Origin of the sequence: Rhodococcus sp. NPDC057014, assembly GCF_042673295.1 — a bacterium.
Classification (GTDB): Bacteria; Actinomycetota; Actinomycetes; order Mycobacteriales; family Mycobacteriaceae; genus Rhodococcus_F.
Genome location: NZ_JBHUSF010000157.1, coordinates 1 through 19,737, shown reverse-complemented (window position 1 = coordinate 19,737; position 19,737 = coordinate 1). Strand labels below are relative to the sequence as shown.

Sequence of the window (19,737 nt, the reverse complement as noted above, 5' to 3'; positions counted from 1 at the left end):
CGATACGCCGCTGCCGCAGTGATTGCGGCAGCGGCGTTGTGTCACCTCTATCGGGGGTCAGTACGGCAGCGAGGAGCAGCTGGGGTGATCGACGATGGCCTGGCCCTCGCACATAGCGCCCTGTGCGTCGTCGTCGAAACGGTCCCGCCGATCGCGGTCGCGGTTGTCACGGTCGGACTGCGAGGTGACGGCGACGTCACCGCCCGTCGAGGCGGGCATGGCGTGCGCGATTCCGGCCGCGCCGGTGACGGAGAATGCGACTGCGGCGAACATCAGGCCGGCGCGAATGGCGGTGTGGCGAAACATGCGGAGTCCTTGCTGGTGTGGGGGCGAGTGTTCCTTGGCCACACCAACACTGCCCCCGGAAGGACCCGGTCGACAGCCACCCAAGGGTGCGCATTACCCACCCCCTGTGCGGAAGCGCATCTGCCGGTCGACGTCAGCGCATGACGAACGGGTTGCCGGACGGGGCACCGGTGTCGATCCAGACGAGCACCGCGCGGGCACCGTTCTGCCGCACGCGCCGCGGTGTCGTCTAAAGCGACTGTAAGGAAAGGTGCTCATCCCTTCCCTCGCGCTGTGGTGGCGGCCACATTGGTTCCAGTGGCTACGCACGATCACAGCAGTCGAGGAAGGAACATCATGCGACACACGACTTCGAACCCAGCGTCGTCGACCGGCGAGAGGCGGGTTGTTGCGAACGTGGTTCGCGGCTGCATCGGGAACCTCGTGGAGTGGTACGACTGGTTCGTCTATGCAGCGTTCAGTGTGTTCTTCGCGGCATCGTTCTTCCCGAAGAGCAGCACGACCGCCCAGCTGCTCTCCACGGCACTGGTTTTCGCCGTCGGATTCCTCATGCGCCCGATCGGTGGCTACATCCTGGGCCGGTACGCGGACCGCTACGGGCGCAAGAACGCGCTGACGTTGTCGGTGCTCATGATGGCTGCAGGATCGCTGATCATCGCTGCGACACCGAGTTTCGAGGCGATCGGGATGCTCGCCCCGGCGCTGCTGGTGATGGCGCGACTGATCCAGGGCTTGTCCGTGGGAGGCGAATTCGCTTCCAGCGCCACGTATCTGTCCGAGGTCGCGACGCCCGGCCGGCGCGGCTTCTACTCGAGCTTCCAGTATGTGTCGATCATCCTCGGTCAGCTCGCTGCGCTCGGCGTCCAGATCATCCTGCTGCAGATCCTCACCCTCGACCAGATGCAGGCGTGGGGCTGGCGTATTCCGTTCGTGATCGGCGCCATCGCCGCCGTGACCGTGATGCTCTTCCGCCGCGGAATGGACGAGTCGGACCAGTACAAGGAGGAGGCGGCCCAGATCGCCGCCGAGAAGGCATCCGGCACCACGCCGGCGGCGAAGCGTGGCACCCTCCGCCTGCTGCTGCAGTACCCGAAGCAACTCGCGATGGTCTTCGGTCTCGCGATCGGCGGCACCGTGGCGTTCTACACGTACACCACGTACCTGCAGAAGTACATGATCAACACCTCGGGCATCGCCCCGGAAACGGTGGCGTGGATCAACTTCGCCGCACTGTTCATCTACATGCTGATGCAGCCCGTGGCCGGCCTCATCTCCGACCGCATCGGCCGACGCAAGGTCATGCTGTTCTTCGGTATCGGCTCGACCGTGCTGACAGTCCCGATCCTCACCGTCCTCGGCAACACCACCAACGCGTTCGTCGCCTTCGGCCTGATGATGACCGGACTGGTCATCGTCACCGCCTACAGCGCCCTGAGCGCGATCGTCAAGGCGGAACTGTTCCCGACGAAGGTGCGCGCACTCGGTGTCGGCCTGCCGCACGCGATCACCGCAGCCCTGTTCAGCGGTACCGCCGAGCCGCTCGCGCTCGCTCTCAAGCAGGCCGGACACGAGTCGGCGTTCTTCTACTACGTCGTCGGCTGCTCCGCGCTGACCCTCGTCGCGGCACTGTTCATGCCCAAGGGCAAGGGCGGCACCACGCTCGATCCCGCGACGGACAGCCCCGCCCGCGACGGGCGCGAAGACGACCACCGTGACGGCCGCGAACTCGAGCGTGTCTGATCCCGCCGCCTCCGGCATTGTTCCCCCGGCCCACCGTGGCCGGGGGACAATGCCGGTTATGCGCATCGCGGTGGTCGAGGACGACGACGGCGTCGGCAACGCACTCGTCGCGGGGCTGACCCGGCAGGCGCACCAGCCTGTGCGGATGAAGTTCGGGTCGGAGCTGCTGCTGCACCACGGCGAGGTGGACTTCGTCCTGCTCGATCTCGGGTTACCGGACCGCGACGGACTCGAGGTGTTGCGCCAGCTCCGTCAGGTCAGCGCTGTCCCCGTCATCATCCTCACCGCCCGCGACGACGAACGGTCGGTGGTGCGCGGGCTGCGCGGCGGCGCCGACGACTACCTGGTCAAGCCGGCACGGATGTCGGAGCTCTTCGCGCGCATCGAGGTGGTGCGCCGGCGGAGCCTGGCCGTCGAAGGCGGCGTGCCGCGGGAAGTGGTCACCGGGGATGTGCGCGTCGACCTCGATTCCCGCACCGTCACCGTGGCGGGCACCGACGTGGACCTGACGTCGAAGGAGTTCTCCCTGCTGGAGATTCTGCTCGAGAACCCGGGTGCCGCGGTCAGCCGTCAGCAATTGATGGATCGGGTCTGGGGTGACGCGTTCGTCGCGGTCTCACGCTCGCTCGACGTCCACATCGGCACGCTGCGGGCCAAGCTGGACCGGCCCGGGTTGATCAGCACCATCCGTGGTTTCGGCTACCGCTGGGTGTGCTGACCGGAGGTCGAAACGATATGCGCCGACGGCTACTGCTCATCCTCGCGATCCTCGGATCCTGCGCGGTCGCGAGTTTCGCGATCCCCCTCGCGATCGCGACCGCCGACTCACGGACACAGGAGTTCACCCTCGGCCGCGAGGGCGACATCCAACGGTTCGCTGTCCTCGCCGAGGAATACGTCCGGACCGGCGACCCCGCCAGAATCGAAGGCGAGGTGGACGCGTACGACGACGTGTACGGCGAAGGCGTTCTCGTGGTCTCCACTCGCGGTGTGCCCACCCTCGGTGTGGGCCTCGGCGGCAACGAACCCGGCATCGAGGCCGCGATTCGCAGCGGACTGCGCAACGAGCGGGTCTCCACCGTCGACCGGCTGTTCCCGTGGAGCGACGACGAGGCCCTGTTCGTCAAACCGGTGGGGTCGGGCGCTCAGGTGAACGGCACCATCGTGCTGCGCGCCTCGACGGCCGAGGCGCGCTCCGACATCCTCCGGCAGTGGGCCGTGATCGCGGCAGGCGCGGTGCTGGCATTGGTCGCGTTCGGTGTGCTCGCGATCGCCTTGAGCCGGTGGGTGCTCGGACCGCTCGCGAACCTGTCCACCGGAATCGTGCAACTCATCCGCCGCATGCCCGATTCGAGGACGTCGTCGGCGTCCGAGCCTCCGCCGTCCGTCTTGCCCGTCACGGCCGCGGGCGGACCTCCCGAGGTGCGCCGGCTTGCGCATTCGTTCGACGTGATGTCCTCGGCGGTGTTGCGGGCCGCGGACGCGCAGCAGCGTCTGATCGCCGACACCGCGCACCAGCTGCGGAATCCGCTCGCGGCGTTGCAGTTTCGTCTCGACCTCCTGGACGACGGGATACCGGACGACGCGCGCGAGGACTATCACCTCGTCACCGAGGAGGCCAAACGTCTGCAGACGATTCTCGACAGCCTGCTCTCGCTCGCCTCCGCCGAAACGCCGCGGTTCGGAGGCGAGGCGGCCTGCGACGCCCTGTCGGTGGTCGCCGACCGGGTCGACTTCTGGTCGGTGACGGCCCGGGAACGCGGTGCGCGCCTGACCACCGTCGCGGCGCCCAAAGTCGACCGCGTTCCGGTCGCGATCGCCGAGAACGATCTGTCCCAGGTGCTCGACGTGCTGATCGACAACGCCTCCCGGCACGCGGGCCCCCACCCCACCGTCGAGATCGGCGTCGGCGTGGAGCGCTCAGAGGACCACACGCAGGTGTGCGTGTGGGTGGCCGACGACGGCCCGGGCGTCCCGGCGGAACTGCGCGGCAAGCTCACCGACCGCTTCTTCCGGGCCAGCGATCAGGCCGGGACGGGACTCGGCCTGTCCATCGTCGAGGTGGTCGCCGCCGCGTACGGTGGCCGACTGGCCATCGACGAGGCCCCGGCCGGTGGTCTGCGCGTACGCTTGTGGCTCGAACCGCACGTGGAGACGCCCGACGATGATTAACCGGCGACAGTTCCTCGGCGGTGTGGCCGCGGCGGTCGCACTGTCCGGGTGTGCCCGGACCCCGCCGTCGGGGACGTACGAAATCGCGTCCGGTGAGCGCGACGGTTTCCAATCCGAATTCGCGGAGTTGCTCGCGGACACCGCGGCCACCGAGAGTGGGGATCTGCGCTTGTCGGTGCGGTACACCACCGGTTCGCTGGAGAATCTGTCGCTGCTGGCGTCGGGGGAGGTCCTGATCGGGCTCACGCTGGCCGATTCGGCCGTGCTGTCGGACACCCCGATGCTGGCCATCGGCCGGGTGTACGAGAACTATCTCCAGTGCGCGGTGCCCGCGCGCTCACCGATCCGATCGATGAAAGATCTTCGCGGGCAGACGATCAGCCTCGGATCCCCGGGTTCGGGGACCGCGCAGACCGGGCGGCGGGTGCTCGAGGCGAGCGGGCTGACCGTCGACGACGTGACGGTGCGCCCGGTCTCGCTCACCACCGTCCTCGACTCCCTCGCCGACGGCACCGTCGCGGCCGCGCTGTGGGCCGGGGGCGTGCCGACACCGGCGGCGGTGCCGCGGCCCGGGCACGGTCCGGACGGGGGGATCCGGCTACTCGACCTGTCCGCCGAGTACGTGGAGATGCGCAGTGTCTACGGACCGATGTACGAACCGGTTTCGGTGCCGGCGCGGACGTACGGTGACACGGCCGAGACCGCGACCGTGGGCGTCCCCAGCCTGCTCGTCGCCTCTCCCCAACTGCCGGACGCCGTGGCCGGTGCGCTGGTCGATCTTCTCGTCGACCGGGCGCAGGACCTCATTCCTCCCGACACCGTCGGTGCCCAATTCCTCGACGTCCGGTCGCTGATCCAGACGGCGGGGGTCTCGCGTCACCCGGGAGCGGTCGCGGCATACCGGCGCCACCACGGCTGACGGCCGTCATGTACGGCCATAACGTCCGGCGGTCGCGGATCGGCTCCGCCACCAACCTCAACTGCATGTAAAACTCGGGTCCACCCGGTTGACTACTGCCCGCATCTGCTTGCAAAATGGCCGTACATTTCGAGGAAGGCTGGCTTCATGGCATCGCAGACCGCCCTACCGCTCGCAGGGATCACCGTCGTGAGCATCGAACAAGCCGTCGCCGCGCCCTTCGCGACCCGGCAACTGGCCGACCTCGGTGCCCGGGTGATCAAAGTGGAACGTCCCGATGCCGGCGACTTCGCACGACGGTACGACGAGACCGTGCACGGCGAATCGAGCTATTTCGTCTGGCTCAACCGCTCCAAGGAGTCCCTCACCCTGGACCTGAAATCCGGCGAGGGCCGCGACATCCTCGAAAAGCTGTTGTCCACAGCGGACGTCTTCGTGCAGAATCTGGCCCCCGGCGCCGCGGCCCGGATGAACCTCGACGCGCAGTCGCTCCAGCAGCGGTACCCCACGCTGATTCCGTGCGACGTGTCCGGCTACGGCAACACCGGCCCCTGGTCCGATCGCAAGGCCTACGACATGCTCGTCCAGGGCGAATCCGGCCTGATGTCGCTGACGGGCACCGACGAGTGCCCGTCCAAGGTCGGTGTGTCGATCGCCGACATCGCGGCCGGCATGTACGCGTACAGCGGGATCCTGTCCGCGCTGTACACGCGCGCCACCACCGGGACGGCCCGCGCCGTCGAGGTCGCCTTGTTCGAGGCGCTCGGCGAATGGATGGGCTCGCCCGCCTACTACACCGAATACGGGGGCCGGCAGCCGAGCCGCGTCGGAGCGGAACACGCGACGATCGCCCCGTACGGTCCGTTTCCCACCGCCGACGGCACGGTCCTGCTGTCGATCCAGAACGACCGCGAATGGTCCGCGTTCTGCGCGGACGTGCTCGGCGACGCGTCGATCGCCACCGACCCACGCTTCTGCCGCAACTCCGCGCGCGTCGCGCACCGCGAGGAGTGCAACGCGATGATTTCCGAGCGGACTCGTCTGCTCGGCACCGACGACGCCCTCGCGCTCCTCGACAAGGTGTCGATCGCCAACGGGCGGCTGGGCACCGTGTCGGACTTCCTGTCCCACCCGTCCCTGGCCGGCAGGGATCGTTGGCGGGAGGTGCAGACCCCAGGCGGCCCGGCGCGGGCGCTGCTCCCGCCTGCGAACCTCAGCGGTGTGGAACCGCGATTCGATCCGGTCCCGGCCCTGGGCGCGCACACCGATGCCATTTTGGGAGAGCTCGGCTACACCGATGCCGCGATCTCCGACCTGCGCACGGCTGACACGGTCTGAGGTTCTGCAGTGCCCCATGCCGTGGCGTCCGACGGAACGCCGATCGCATACCAGGAGTCCGGCACCGGACCGTCGCTGCTGCTACTCGCCGGTCAGGCCAACAACCATCACTGGTGGGATCGCGTTCGCACGGACTTCGACAGGAAATTCCACACCGTCACGATCGACTACCGCGGAACCGGATCCAGCGGAAAACCCGAGACCGACTACAGCACAGAACTGTTCGCCGAGGATGCGATGCGCGTGCTGGACGCGCTCGGCATCGAGACGGCGCACGTCTACGGCACCTCGATGGGAGGCCGGGTGGCGCAGTGGGTCGCGGCGCGTCATCCCCGGCGTGTCCGCGCCTTGATCCTCGGCTGCACCTCACCGGGCGGAACTCATGCGGTGGAGCGAAGCCGCGAAGTGCGCGCGAACCTGGCACACCCCGATCCCGAACGGTCGCGTAGCGCCCTGCTGGAGTTGATGTACACCCGGGAATGGCTCGGTCGAAATCCCGCCCCCTATAACACCCTCGGAGATGCCGACATGCCCGCGTACGCCCGGCTCGCACACCTGCGGGCAAGCAACGGGCACGACGCGTGGGACGTGCTGCCGTCGATCAGCGCGCCGACCCTCGTCCTGCACGGGACCGACGATCTGCTCTCCCCGGTCGACAACGCGCCACTACTCGCCGAACGGATTTCGAACGCGCGCATGCACTTGCTCCCCGGCGCACGGCACGCCTACTTCGAGGAAGAACGCGAAGTCGCGAGCACCGCGGCGATCAGCTTCCTCGCCGAGCATTGACATTCTTCCTCGTGATCGATCTCGCCGTCCCATGTCAGTGCTGATGGTGCGGGACGGCGAGCGGCCCGGGAATGTGAGTAGGGTGCGCAGCGGGCACGGGACGAGCGGTCGTTGTGGCGGCGCGTCGGACGGTCGATTGCGGAGGGGTTCGCGGAGCGCGACAGCGAATCCTGCGGTCCTGCCGCCGAGTGTCGGTGCCGCGGGCTAGCGTCGAGGGGGTATCCCGGCAGTGGAGGAGCAGCGATGAGTGCGGTCACGACGAATCAACCACTCGGTACCCCGACGTGGATCGACCTGGGCATCCCGGATCTCGACCGGGCGATGGCCTTCTACGGGTCGGTCTTCGGGTGGGAGTTCGACGTGGGTCCCGAGGAGTACGGCAGGTACACGATGTGTTTGCTCGGCGGCAAGAGGGTCGCCGCGCTGATGCCGAATCCCGACGAGAACGCCACCGCGTTCTGGTGGAACGTCTACCTGGCGACGGATGATCTCGCTGCGACGGTCGCTCGGTCCGCGGATGCGGGCGGCACGCTGCTGATCGAGCCGATGGACATCGCCGACCAGGGGCGGATGGCGATGGTGCGCGATCCGGCCGGTGCGCAGTTCGGGCTGTGGCAGGGGCGGGCGCATGTCGGCTGCGAGCTCGTGAACGAGCCGAACACGTTGTTGCGCAATGACTTGGTGACGCCGAATCCGGGCCCGGCGCGGGAATTCTACGCGTCAGTGTTCGACTTCACGCTGGACGGGAACGACGACCTGCCCGGCGTGGACTTCACTTTTCTGCGCAGGCCGGACGGGCACGAGATCGGTGGCATCGTGGGCGATCCGTCCGCCTCGGAGTCCTCCTGGGGGACGCTGTTCCAGGTTGCCGACACCGACGCGGCCGTCGCCGCGGCCCGGGCCGGCGGTGGTACCGCGGACGATCCGACGGACATGGTGTACGGACGGACCGCGGAGGTCACGGATCCGTTCGGTGCCACGTTCACGGTGGGTTCCCCGCTGCCGGGTGCACAGGGGTAAGTCCTGTCGTCTCCCTTGTGGGGGCCGAGCGCTCGTGCCGTGGTGACGACTCCCATGACTTGTGAGATAAGCGGCGTTGGCGCGCATCGTGTCAATGAGTGTGCCTCACAGTAATCGGACAATCCGCCACTTCTGGGGCGGCGGGCGGCCTAGGGTCGACAGAACCGGACATCCTCTGTTTCGTGTGAACGGAGTCGAGCAATGGACGCCACCACGCTCCTGTGCTTGCCCTATGCGGGTTCGGGGGCGTCGTTCTTTCGCGGCTGGCGCGGGTTGGCCCCGCCAGGCTTGGTCGTCGTGCCCCTGCAGCTGCCGGGCCGGGAGGAGCGGTTCGTCGAACCGCTGTTGACCGATGTCGCAGCGGCTGTCGAAGATCTGTTGGCCCGAGCGCTGTACGAGGGCCAGGACGCCGAGAGGGTCGCGGTGTTCGGGCACAGCCTGGGTGCCGTTCTCGCCTACGAGCTCACGCATCGGCTGGTTGCGGACGGCTCGGTGCCGGTGACGCGGCTGTTCGTCAGCGGGGCACCGGGACCGCGCCATGTTCGCGACATTCGCGCTGCACTGCTCGATGACGCCGAGTTCCTGGCCAGGGTTCACGAACTGGCCGGGTACTCGCACCCGGCTCTGGAGAACGCGGAACTACGTGAGCTGTTGCTGCCGGTGCTGCGCGCCGACGTCGACATGCACGAGAGTTATCGGCCCCCGCCGCACCCACGTCTGGACGTTCCCATCACAGCCCTGCGTGGTCGTGACGATCACTTGGTCAGCTCGGTGCAGGCCGCCGAGTGGCAGGCGGCCACCACGGCCGACATCTCGGTGCGGGAACTCGACGGCGGCCACATGTACCTCACCGATCATCCGCACGCTCTGCTGCGTGTCGTTGCTGCCCAGCTCGCGGAATCGGGTTCCCGATGAGTCCGGGCCTGGACGGCAAGGCGGCGGTCGTGACCGGCGCGGCCAGGGGCATCGGCCGGGCGTGCGCGGTGGCGTTGGCCGCCGGCGGTGCGGACCTGATGCTCGTGGACGTCGCGCGGAATCTGCCGGGTGTTCCGTATCCACTCGGTACGCCGAGCCAGCTCGAGTACACCGCCGAGCTGTGTCGCGCCCACGGGGTCTCGGTGCTGACGGGTGCGGTCGACGTGCGCGTGTTGAGTGAGGTCAGGGACGCGGTCGACGCTGCACACGAACGGTTCGGCCACATCGACATCCTCGTCAACAACGCCGGAATCGCGGCGCCCTCGGGGGCATTGGCTCATGAGATCGACGAGCGCGAGTGGCAATTGATGCTCGATGTCGATCTCTCCGGTGCCTGGCGCACGATCGCCGTCGCCGGAAAGATCATGGTCGGGCAGCGCAGCGGCAGCATCATCAATATCTCGTCGACAGCGGGCATTGTCGGTTACCGCCGTTTCGCGGGTTATGTCGCCGCCAAACACGGATTGATCGGACTGACAAAGGCCGTCGCGCTCGACTATGCCCCGAGCGGGGTCCGGGTGAACGCCCTGTGTCCCGGTTCGGTGCGCGACAGTCCCGCGTTCGAGGGCAGGATGCTGGCCGAGATCGCGCGCTCCCTCGGTCTGGAGGTGGATGAACACGAATCCGTGTTCGTGCAGTCGCAGCCGATCAACGCGCTCATCGAACCCGAGGACGTCGCATCCGCCGCGCTCTGGCTTGCCTCCGACGACTCGCGGCGCGTCACCGGAACCGTCGTGACGGTGGACGGCGGGTTCACGGCGCGGTGACGGCGGGCGGAGGTGGTGTCCCGCCGCTTATGATGTGGAACGTTTTTCGGTAGAGTCACCCTATGCACCAATCCCATTGGGGTCGGGCTGGGCTGGCGCGCGCGGCGTACGGCCATGCGCAGTCGGTGCGAATAACCAGGGGTGTCGATCCTGAGGCGACAGCAGCGGTGCTGGAGTCCGTGAGGGTCCGATGGTGGGGGGATGAGGTTGCGGCCCCGCGCTTGTGGATCGAACGGGTGAACGGATCTGCCGCGGATGCCACCGCACGGTGTCGCCGAGACCGCGAGTTGCGGCGGCCGGTCGGCACGAACGGGTGCAGGGTTCGGGCGGTCCTGCTGCTCTACTCGGACGGGGTGGCCGACCTGGTGCTCGCAGCGGACCGCCGGGATCTGGATTCGACGGCGCTCGCCACGATGAGTGAGGTCCTGACCGGTGGCCTGGGCGTGGACGCCGTGTTCGCGGGGCCGCCCGGTGAGCACCATGACGGCGAAGCGCTCGATCCGTTGCCGTCGGCGAGTGCGGGACGCCACGGATTCCTCTGGGCGGCAGCCGAACAGCGTTCCGGACCGGTGTCCTACGAGTTTGCGCTGGGGCGGATCGGTGGGGACGTCACTGCCACCGTCGCCGTCGCGGCCGCACTGGTCCTGGGCCGGTACGAGCACGGTGACACCGTGCGAGTGGCAGCCTGGTGCGAGGATCGAGATCGCCCGCCGTACGTCCTCGGCGGCTTCTACCACTGCACGGTGGCGACGGTCGACTGCTCCGACAACGCTGTGCTGCACAGGGTCGTCCGCAGCACGATCGATTCGCTCGGGTGCGACGCCCGTACCCCGCTGGACACGGATGCTGCCTACGGTCCGCGCGGCATTCGTGACGTCGGCGTCGGTGTGCTGGGTGTGACGACGACGTTCCCCCGGTCCGCGCGGGACTGGCTGGCCTGCCAGTCCGCACCCTTTCCGCTGACCCTCGCTCCCATCGTCGACGCCGGCGGCGACGTCCGGCTCCAACTACATCGTCAGCAGAATGTGGTGGACGACGAGGCTGCACGGCAGTTCGGGCGGCACGTCGTGCACATGTGCCGTCAGCTGCGCGGCGTGGGGGCGGACGTGCGCGTCGGCGACCTTCCCGTGGGTGACGAGCAGATGGTTTCCGGGGCGGGCCTCGAGGTGGTCGCGCCGCCCGTGCCCGGTGCCGGACGGATCGAGGCGTTGTTCCGGACCCGCGCGAAGGAGCAGCCCGACGCGATTGCAGTGGTACACGGTCGTCGTCAGCTCACGTACGCCGAACTGGACAGCCAATCACGTTGGGCGGCATCCGGTCTCCGGAGACTCGGTATCCGCCCGGGTGACCGGGTCGGTCTCTGCCTGGATCGGTCCGTGGAGTTGATCGTCGCCATGCTGGCGGTGCTCGACGTGGGTGCGACGTACGTCCCGATGGATGTGCGGCATCCCGCGGACCGGCTCGCGTACACCGCCGACGATGCCGACGTGCACCTGGTCGTCACAGAGGTCGAGGACCCAGTGTGGGGCAGCGAGATTCGGGTGGTCTCACCGAGGGGGCTGGTGTCTGCCCGAGACGACACCCCGGATACGGACAGGGACGGGCTCGATCCGGACGCGGCGGCCTACGTGATCTACACGTCCGGTTCCACCGGTCGACCGAAGGGGGTGATGATTCCGCACCGCGCGGTGTTGGCGCTTCTCGCGGCCACTACCGCGGAGTTCCGCCTCCGCCCCGAGGACACCTGGTCGATGTTTCATTCCTCCGCTTTCGACTTCTCGGTCTGGGAGATCTGGGGTGCGCTGCTCACGGGAGCGCGGCTGGTCATCGTCCCCTTCTGGATTTCTCGGTCACCGGTCGAATTCCATGCACTGCTCGCCGACGAGCGGGTGAGTGTTCTGAGTCAAACCCCGTCGGCCTTCGCGCAACTCGCCGAGGCGGACCGGGAGCTCGACCGGCTGGATGCGCTGCGCCTGGTCGTCTTCGGTGGCGAGTCGCTCGATGCGCGGGCGCTTCTGCCCTGGATGGACCGGTATCCGGAGTCGGAATGCCGATTGGTCGACATGTACGGGACAACGGAGACGACCGTACACGTCACGGCGCACACCGTGACTCGCGGCGACGCGGTGGCCGGCACCCGGGTGGTGGGACGGCCGCTGCCCGGCTGGTACGTGTTCGTGCTCGACGAACGAGGACGGCCGGTTCCGGGGGGTGTGGACGGGGAAGTGTATGTCGGCGGTGCGGGAGTGGCGCTCGGATATCTGCGTAGGCCCGAGCTCACCGCGGAGCGTTTCCTCCGTGTCCCGGCGTGCGGGAACCGAAGGTTGTACCGAACCGGAGACCGGGGTCGACTGCGTCGCGACGGCACGCTCGAACACCTCGGCCGGCTGGACACTCAGGTTCAGATCCGCGGCTTCCGGGTCGAACTCGGTGAGGTGCGCGGTGTGCTGCTCGACGATCCCGCCGTCGTCGATGCGGCGGTGGTGACCAGCGGAAGTGAGGACGCGGCAGGCGGCCCCGGTCTCGATGCGTTTGTGGTTTCCCCGGGCGGGAACGGAACAGCGATTCGGCAGCGGGCGGCGAAATTCCTTCCGGAGTACATGCTGCCGCGCACCATCACCGTGGTCGCCGCTCTTCCCCTCACGATCAACGGCAAGCTCGACGTGGCCCGCCTTCCCGAACCCGATCGGACCCCGCCGCGCTCCCGGGTACCGCACACATCCGTTGCGGGTGGACTGGCGGGAACGCTCACCGACATCTGGGAGGCGGTCCTGGGGATGACGATCGCCCCCGACGACAACCTCTTCGAGCTCGGCGGCAACTCGTTGTGCGCCATCAAGGCCGACAGCATGATGCGCCGTCAGGGGTTGCCGGTGCTTCCGATGAGGGAACTGTATCTGCATCCGAGTATCAACGGCATCTGTGCCACCTTGGACAGGCTCTACGCGTCGCCGGACAGATAGGCGTCGACGATCGGGCCGATCTGCCGAGCGGTTTCGGGTTGCATCACGTCGTTGTGGGCGCACGGCACCCGATGTTCACGGATGTTCCCGGTGATCGACGGTCGCCAGGCATCAAGGGCCGTACCCGTTTCCGGCGTCGTCGTCGCGGCGGTGAAGAAGAGCACGTCCCCGTCGAAAACCTCGGGGGTGAAGTGGGTCAGCATCCGAGACGAGCGTTCGTATCCCTCGTTGATTCGGCGCAGGTGCTCGGGTGTCAGTGCGGCCGCGGGCCCGTACGCTGCTTCGAGGGCTTCTGCTGCTCGCGCGTAGGTCAGCTCGCCGTCACCGTTCGTCGCGGCCTCGACGCCGAGACCTGCGAGTAGCTGATCGACACCCAGCTGCGCTGGTGGGGTGTCGTCCGCGTTCCCGGGATAGCTGTCGAGGAGGACGAGGGAGGCAACATCGTCGCGGTCGCGGCGCAGCTCCGTCGCCATCGCGTAGGCGATGGTCCCGCCCAGAGACCAGCCGAGGAGATGGTAAGGACCCGCCGATTGGACCGTTCTGATTTCCTCGACGTATCGGTGGGCCAGCTCTTCGATCGAATCGAGCTCCGGTCCACCACTGATCGACGGCAATTGCAGACCGTAGACGGGCCGACTCGGTGCGAGGTGCCGCACCAGCGCCGTGTATGCCCATGCCAGACCGATTCCGGCGTGCACACAGAACAGTGGTGGTCCGGTGCCGGCAGGGCGGAGCGGCACCAGTACGCGCAGTGCCTCGTCCACCGTGTCCGGTGCGGATCGTGGGTCGATCCGCGCGGCCAGCCCGGCCGGGGTGGGATCGAGGAACAGCGCCTGCAATGGGACGGTGCGACCGAGACTTTCCTGCAGGGTGGTGAGCGCCCGGATCGCCGTCAAGGAGGTACCGCCGAGAGCGAAGAAGTCGTCGTCGACGCCTATCCTTCCGGACCGTCCCGGCTCGGTGCCGAGGATCTCCGCGAAAGCATCGGCCACCTCCCGCTCCAGTGGTGTCCGCGGTGGACGGAATCGCGGTGTGCGCGAGGGGAACTCCGGATCGGGAAGGGCGGCACGATCGAGTTTTCCGGTGGGGGTCAGCGGGATGTGCTCGAGCTCGACGAAGGTCGTCGGCACCATGTGCGCGGGCAGCCGCCGGGACAGGTACTCGTCGAGGTTCCCGGTGTCGATGGTGAAACCGGGACGAGCAACGACATAGGTGACCAGCGTGGTGTCTCCGCCCGGGGCGGGCCGGCCGAGTGTGACGGCGAAATCCACGTCCCGCCGAGCTGTCAGGGCGAAATCGATCTCGCCAGGCTCGATCCGGAATCCTCGGACCTTGATCTGGAAATCGGTACGACCGAGATGTTCGACCGAGCCGTCGGGGAGCTTCCGCACCAGATCCCCGGTGCGATACATCCGTTCGCCCGCTCCGGCGAACGGGCAGGCGACGAAATTCCGTGCGGTTTCGGCCGCTCGTGCGTGGTATCCGCGGGCGAGCCCGGGACCTGCGAGGTACAGTTCGCCCGGCGTTCCCGCTGGGACGTGATGCAGCCGGCTGTCGAGTATCGCGGCAACGAATCCCCGGGCGGGACGGCCGATGGCGATCCGGTCGTCCGGCGTCAGCGGTTCGCTGATGTGCGACATGATCGTCGTCTCGGTGGGGCCGTAGGCGTTGAACATGCGCCGGCCCGGTGCCCAGCGCGCGGCCAGCACCGGCGGGCATGGCTCGCCCGCGACGGTCAGGACCCGCAGCGACTCGAGACGGCCGGGGTCGAGGGAAGCGAGCGCGGTCGGGGTGATGAAGGCGTGACTGACGTGAGCGTCGTCGAGGAGCCGGGTCAGTTCCGGTCCGCCGTACGTCAGGGGCGGCACGATCACGACGTGGGCGCCGGCGCAGAATGCCATGGTCAACTCGAAAATCGATGCGTCGAAGCTGGGTGAGGCAAGGTGCGATATTCGTGCGCCGGGCGCGACCGTCAGGTGCGTGCGTTCGTGTTCGGCCAGATTCGCCAGCCCGGTGTGGGTGAGCACGACGCCCTTCGGTGTCCCGGTCGACCCGGACGTGTAGATCAGATACGCGGGATGGGTGAGCATCAACGGAGCGAGCCGATCCGCATCGGTCAGGGCCGTACGACCATAGGCGGACAGGCCGTCTTCGAAGGCAGGGTCGTCGAGAATCAGCCAGGGCACCGTGTCGGGGAGGTGTGGCCGATACGTGGACGATGTGACACCCAGTATCGCTCCACAATCCGTCAGCATGTGGTTGACCCGGTCTGCCGGGTACGTCGGGTCGATCGGCACCGGGGCGGCACCGGATTTCACTACCGACCACAGGGCCACCACCGATTCGATCGAGCGTGGGAAAGCCGAAGCGACAAAGGTTTCCGGCCCTGCCCCGCGATCGATCAGAAGGCGGGCCAGCTGGCTGGAACGCTCGTCGAGTCGACGGTAGGTGATGTCGCGCCCCGCGCAGCTCACGGCCACGGCATCACCGCCTGTCCGGGCGGCACCGGACAGCAGTTCCGGCCAGCACCGGGGAACCGGTCCCTGGGCGCCGACGTCCGGTGCGCGCTCCACGGCATCGACGATCTCGATGTCACCGACCGGCTGGTCCGGGTCGTCGGCCACCGCCCCGAGGATGCGGATGAACCGTTCCGCGAGCCGCGCGACCGTTGCGGAGTCGAAGAGGTCGGTGGCATACGTGAAGGCCGCAGCGATGCCCGCAGGTGCACCGCCACTGTCGAATTCCTCGACGACCTGGAGCTCCAGATCTTCCTTGGCGATCGCCGTCGCGACGTCGACTGCCTCGACCTCGACGTCCGGCAAGGTGAGGTGTGCGGGCCGGGCGGTGCTCTCGAACTCCAGCGACGCCTGGAACAGCGGGGAGTGCGAGGTGGAGCGAACCGGCGTCACAGCCTCGACGAGTCGCTCGAACGGCAGGTCGGCGTGGGTGAACGCGCCGAGATCGGCTTCGCGAGTGTGCGCGAGGAGAGCGGTGAACGTGTCGGCCGTGTTGACGCGAGTACGTAGGACGAGGGTGTTGACGAACATGCCGACCAGGTCGTCCAGCGCCGGTTCCGGCCTGCCCGCAACGGCGGTGCCGATGGCGATGTCGCAGGTGCCGGTCAGCCGCGACAGCAGGGCGGCCAGTGCCGCGTGCACCGTCATGAAGAGGGTGCTGTCTCGGTGACGTGCCATCGATCGCAGGGCGCGGTGCACGTCCGCGTCGACGCGGAAGTCCCACCGGTCGCCACGCAGGGTTCGCTGCAGTGGGCGTGGTCTGTCCGTGGGAAGGGGCAGAACCTCGGGCAGTCCGTCGAGCGTGCGCCTCCAGTACTCGAGCCGGCTCGCGAGCAGGCTGTGGTCGCCGGCCGGTGTCCCGAACAACTCGTGCTGGCGGAGTGCGTAATCCGCGTACTGGACGGGCAGGGGTGACCAGCGGGGCGGCCGGTGGCGCGTCCGCGCCGTGTAGGCGGTGACGAAGTCCCGGGTCAGCGGGACCATCGATCGGCCGTCGGCGCTGATGTGGTGCAGGACGAGGACGAGAACGTGCTGTTCGGGCGTGAGACGGAGCAGCCGGCAGCGGAGCGGCGGGTCGACGGTGACGTCGAACCCGGTGGTCACGTACCCGAAGATGCGGGCCGTCACGTCGTCGTCGGTGACACGGACGATGTCGACGTGCTGGACTGCATCCTCCGGGGGCAGTACCTCCTGGACGGGCTGACCGTCGTGTAGTGGATAGATGGTGCGGAGTGCTTCGTGCCGTGTCACGACATCGGTCAGTGCCGCGGAGAGTGCGTCGGTGTCGAGCGCCCCGGTGAGTCGAAGCGCGACGGGAATGTTGTAGGCGGGCGAGGCGGTGTCGTACTGGTTGAGGAACCACATCCGGTGTTGGGCGGGTGACAGCGGGAGCACGGGCGGCCGGGGACCGGCGATCAACGGTCGCGGGGCGTCACCCGTCCGCCGCACCAGCTGGTGGGCGAGGGCGCGTGGCGTCGGGTTGTCGAACAGAGCGCGGACGCCGAGATCGGCGTCGAGGGCTGCATCGATGCGGGCGACCGCACGCGTGGCGCTGAGCGAGTTGCCGCCGGCGTCGAAGAAATTGTCGTCGACGCTCACGTGGTCGATGCCGAGCACCGCGGCGAACGCGTCCGTCACGATTTCCTCCACCGGTGTCGCGGCGCGGCGCGGTCCGGGGGTGGTCGAGTCGAGCGGGGGGTCGGGAAGCGCGGCGCGGTCGAGTTTGCCGACGCGCGTCAACGGGATCTCGTCGATCGTCACCACCGTGGCGGGGACCATGTACGACGGCAGACGATCGGTCAGGTAGGTGCGCAGCTCCGCGGGGCGGGGGTCGGTGCCCTCGGCGGGCAGTACGTAGGAGACGAGTATCGCGTCTCCGGCAGGTCCCGGACGGCTGACAGTGGCGGCGTAGTCGACCTCGGGATGCCGGGTGAGTGCGTTGTCGATCTCGCCCGGTTCGATGCGGAAGCCGCGGATCTTCACCTGGAAGTCGGTCCGGCCGAGGTAGTCGAGTGCACGTGCACCCCTGGTCCAGCGCACCAGGTCACCGGTCCGGTACATCCGTTCGCCGGGTTCGCCGTACGGGTTGGCGACGAAGCGTGCGGCGGTGAGTCCGGCCCGCCGGTGGTAGCCCCGGGCGAGACCGCCGCCGGCGATGTAGAGCTCGCCGGGGACACCGGCCGGGACCGGCTGCAACCGGTAGTCGAGGACGAGTTCGGTGACCCCGTCGATCGGGAACCCCGCTGTCACCGGGGTTCCGACCGACATCGGCTCGCTGACGTTGCACATCACGGTGGTTTCGGTCGGGCCGTAACCGTTGCGCAGCCTGCGGCCCGGGGCCCAGCGGGACACGAGACCGGGTGGGCATGCCTCGCCTCCGACCACCACGTCGGTCAGGCAGTCGAGGTCCTCGGGATCGGTCGTGGCCAGTGCCGCAGTCGGCACGAACGCGTGGGTGATCCGTTCGGAGGCCAGCAGCTTGGCCAGCTCGCTGCCGCCGTACACCGTCGGAGCGGTGATCACCATCGTCGCCCCGACCCCGAAGGCCAGCAGGTAGTCGAAGATCGAACCGTCGAACGTGGGCGACGAGAAGTGCAGGACCCGCGATCGTCGATCCGATCCCATCAGCTCGATCTGGGTTGCCGCGACCTGCGCGAGTCCACGGTGACCGACCACCACTCCCTTGGGAGTGCCGGTGGACCCCGAGGTGTAGACGAGGTAGGCGGGGTGATCTACCCGCAGCGGCGTCCTGCGATCGGAGTCGCGGACGGGGGTCGCAGGACAGCGCCCGATCGTCGTGGTGACGTCCGGGGCGTCGAGGACGGTCCATCGGAGGGTGAGCGGCAAGCGGCTGCGGTGAGTCCCGACCGTGATGCCCAGAGAGGAACCGGAATCGGTGAGCATGTGCTCGATCCGCGCGTCGGGATAGGTCACGTCGACGGGCATGAAGGCCGCGCCGGTCTTCACCACCGCCCACATCGCGATCACGGAGTCGATCGACCGGGGAATGGCGATCGCAACGAACGTCTCCGGCCGGGCACCCTGCTCGATGAGCATGCGCGCCAAACGATTCGATGTCTCGTCGAGCTCGCGGTAGGACACCACCCGGCCTCCGTACGACAGTGCCGGTGCCGCGGGATCGAATGCGGCCGCATCGGTGAGGATGTCGGCGAAAGTCCTGTCGGGACCGGGAGTCCCACCACGAATGGGAAGGAGTTCGCGCATCTCGGTGTCACTGAGCAGGTGGAGCCGGGCGAGTGGGAGATCTGGGCGGGTGGCGATCGACTTCAACACCCGGATTACCTGCCCGGCAATGGATTCTACCGCCGTGCGGTCGAGTGCGGCGGGAAGGTATTCGAACTTCAGGTGAAGTGTGATGCCCTCGGTGACGGCGAGGGCGAGTGGGTAGTGGGTGGCGTCGGCGCCCCGGACATCGGTGACGTGGAGGCCGGTGGTGTCGGGGGTTGTGAGGGTGGTGAGGGTGGTGGTGTCGAGGGGGTAGGACTCGAGGACGGTGAGGGTGTCGAAGGTGGCGGCGGGTCCGGTGGCGGTGCGGATGTCGGTGAGGCCGAGGTGGTGGTGGTCGAGGAGTTGGGTGTGGGTGGTGTGGGTGCGGTGGAGGAGGTCGGTGAGGGTGTCGGTGGGGTGGAGGGTGATGCGGACGGGGATGGTGTTGATGAACAGTCCGATCATCGTTTCGATGCCGGGGATGTGGGGTGGGCGTCCGGAGACGGTGGTGCCGAAGACGACGTCGTTGCGGTGGGTGTGGGTGGCGAGGACGATGCCCCAGGCGGTGTGGAGGATGGTGTTCAGGGTGAGGTTCAGGTCGCGGGCAACTGACCGCAGGGCCTCGGTGTGTTCTGCGTCCAGGTCGACTGCGAATTCCTCGGGGAAGGTGGATCTTTGGGGGTTTCGACCTTCGCCTGCGAGCAGGGTGGGTTCGTCGATGCCGTCGAGGGCGTGTTGCCAGGCGGTGATGCTGTCGGTGGTGTCGTGGTGGGTGAGCCAGGTGAGGTAGTCGCGGTAGGGGGTGGTGTGGGGGAGGTGGTGGTCGTTGCCGGTGGTGTAGAGGTGGAGCAGTTCGTGCAGGAGCAGGGGGGTGGACCAGCCGTCGAGGAGGATGTGGTGGTTGGTGAGGGCGAGGCGGTGGTCGGTGGGGGTGTGGGTGATGAGGGTGAGGCGGATCAGTGGGGGGTGGGTGAGGTCGAAGCGGGTGGTGCGGTCGGTGGTGA

12 protein-coding genes are annotated in these 19,737 nt (G+C 68.0%); 10 read left to right on the top strand and 2 right to left on the bottom strand.

Annotation, left to right across the window (positions count from 1 at the left end; translation table 11 throughout):
• Nucleotides 1-57: 57 nt before the first annotated feature.
• Entirely contained in the window at nucleotides 58-306 is a 249-nt protein-coding gene (locus tag ACFTZB_RS26390) for a hypothetical protein (protein WP_378435617.1), read from the bottom strand.
• Between the two features lie 336 nt (nucleotides 307-642).
• Between ACFTZB_RS26390 and ACFTZB_RS26385 the strand changes: the two genes are divergently transcribed.
• The 10 genes from ACFTZB_RS26385 (at nucleotide 643) to ACFTZB_RS26340 (ending at nucleotide 12,989) form a co-directional block, all read left to right on the top strand.
• A complete protein-coding gene (locus ACFTZB_RS26385) occupies nucleotides 643-2,046 on the top strand; it encodes an MFS transporter (RefSeq protein ID WP_378435615.1) in 1,404 nt (467 codons plus the stop codon).
• Nucleotides 2,047-2,104: 58 nt separating this feature from the next.
• Nucleotides 2,105-2,764, top strand: a complete 660-nt coding sequence (locus ACFTZB_RS26380; protein WP_378435613.1) for a response regulator transcription factor — start codon at nucleotides 2,105-2,107, stop codon at nucleotides 2,762-2,764.
• A gap of 17 nt (nucleotides 2,765-2,781) precedes the next feature.
• On the top strand, nucleotides 2,782-4,218 hold the full coding sequence (locus ACFTZB_RS26375; RefSeq protein WP_378435611.1) for a sensor histidine kinase: 1,437 nt from the start codon (nucleotides 2,782-2,784) through the stop codon (nucleotides 4,216-4,218).
• Complete coding sequence (locus tag ACFTZB_RS26370; protein WP_378435609.1) at nucleotides 4,211-5,137, top strand: TAXI family TRAP transporter solute-binding subunit; 927 nt, start codon at nucleotides 4,211-4,213, stop codon at nucleotides 5,135-5,137. Before ACFTZB_RS26375 ends, ACFTZB_RS26370 begins: the two co-directional genes overlap by 8 nt.
• Nucleotides 5,138-5,284: 147 nt before the next feature.
• On the top strand, nucleotides 5,285-6,475 hold the full coding sequence (locus tag ACFTZB_RS26365; protein ID WP_378435607.1) for a CaiB/BaiF CoA transferase family protein: 1,191 nt from the start codon (nucleotides 5,285-5,287) through the stop codon (nucleotides 6,473-6,475).
• Between the two features lie 9 nt (nucleotides 6,476-6,484).
• Entirely contained in the window at nucleotides 6,485-7,264 is a 780-nt protein-coding gene (locus ACFTZB_RS26360; protein ID WP_378435605.1) for an alpha/beta fold hydrolase, read from the top strand.
• Nucleotides 7,265-7,507: 243 nt separating this feature from the next.
• Nucleotides 7,508-8,284: a VOC family protein gene (locus ACFTZB_RS26355; protein WP_378435603.1), complete on the top strand. Its 777-nt coding sequence runs from the start codon at nucleotides 7,508-7,510 to the stop codon at nucleotides 8,282-8,284.
• A gap of 201 nt (nucleotides 8,285-8,485) precedes the next feature.
• A complete protein-coding gene (locus ACFTZB_RS26350; protein WP_378435601.1) occupies nucleotides 8,486-9,199 on the top strand; it encodes a thioesterase II family protein in 714 nt (237 codons plus the stop codon).
• Complete coding sequence (locus tag ACFTZB_RS26345; RefSeq protein ID WP_378435599.1) at nucleotides 9,196-10,026, top strand: SDR family oxidoreductase; 831 nt, start codon at nucleotides 9,196-9,198, stop codon at nucleotides 10,024-10,026. The genes ACFTZB_RS26350 and ACFTZB_RS26345 overlap by 4 nt, the downstream gene beginning before the upstream one ends.
• Nucleotides 10,027-10,262: 236 nt before the next feature.
• Entirely contained in the window at nucleotides 10,263-12,989 is a 2,727-nt protein-coding gene (locus ACFTZB_RS26340; protein WP_378435597.1) for an amino acid adenylation domain-containing protein, read from the top strand.
• On the opposite strand, the gene ACFTZB_RS26335 is transcribed toward ACFTZB_RS26340, so the two are convergent.
• Nucleotides 12,968-19,737 (bottom strand): amino acid adenylation domain-containing protein (locus ACFTZB_RS26335; RefSeq protein ID WP_378435595.1); only part of this gene is annotated, 6,770 nt, incomplete at its 5' end. The two genes, ACFTZB_RS26340 and ACFTZB_RS26335, sit on opposite strands and share 22 nt — an antisense overlap.